Raw genomic sequence first — 492 nt, 5'->3', positions numbered from 1 at the left:
CTGTTCGACGAACCGCTGTCGAACCTCGACGCGAAGCTGCGCATCGAGATGCGCGCGGAAATCAAGCTGCTGCACCAGCGTCTCGGCACGACGATCGTCTACGTGACGCACGACCAGATCGAGGCGATGACGCTCGGCGACCGGATCGCGGTGATGAAGGACGGCGTGGTCCAGCAGTTCGGCGCGCCGCAGGAGATCTACGATTCGCCGTCGAACCTGTTCGTCGCGGGCTTCATCGGCGCGCCGCCGATGAACTTCATCAACGGCAAGCTGGTCGAGCAGGGCGGCGGAATCGCGCTCGAGATCGACACGGGCCTCGCGCGCAGCGCGCTGATCCTGCCGTTCGACGCGGCGAAGCTGAAGTCGCACGTCGGCCGCGAGGTGATCCTGGGCCTGCGTCCGGAACGCATCACCGACGCACGCAACGCGCACAACGGCGAGGCATCGAACCTGCAGCCGATCGACGTGCGCGTCGACGTGACCGAGCCGACC

Annotated in this window: 1 protein-coding gene; it reads left to right on the top strand. The window is 66.7% G+C overall.

From position 1 onward, the window contains the following. Window positions 1-492 (top strand): ABC transporter ATP-binding protein (locus M3668_RS10925; protein ID WP_502948976.1); only part of this gene is annotated, 492 nt, incomplete at both ends.

It is taken from the genome of Rothia sp. P100 (assembly GCF_023712425.1).
Classification (GTDB): domain Bacteria; phylum Actinomycetota; class Actinomycetes; order Actinomycetales; family Micrococcaceae; genus Rothia; species Rothia endophytica.
Note: the sequence above shows the minus strand (reverse complement) of the source record. Positions and strands in the feature narration are given on the sequence as shown.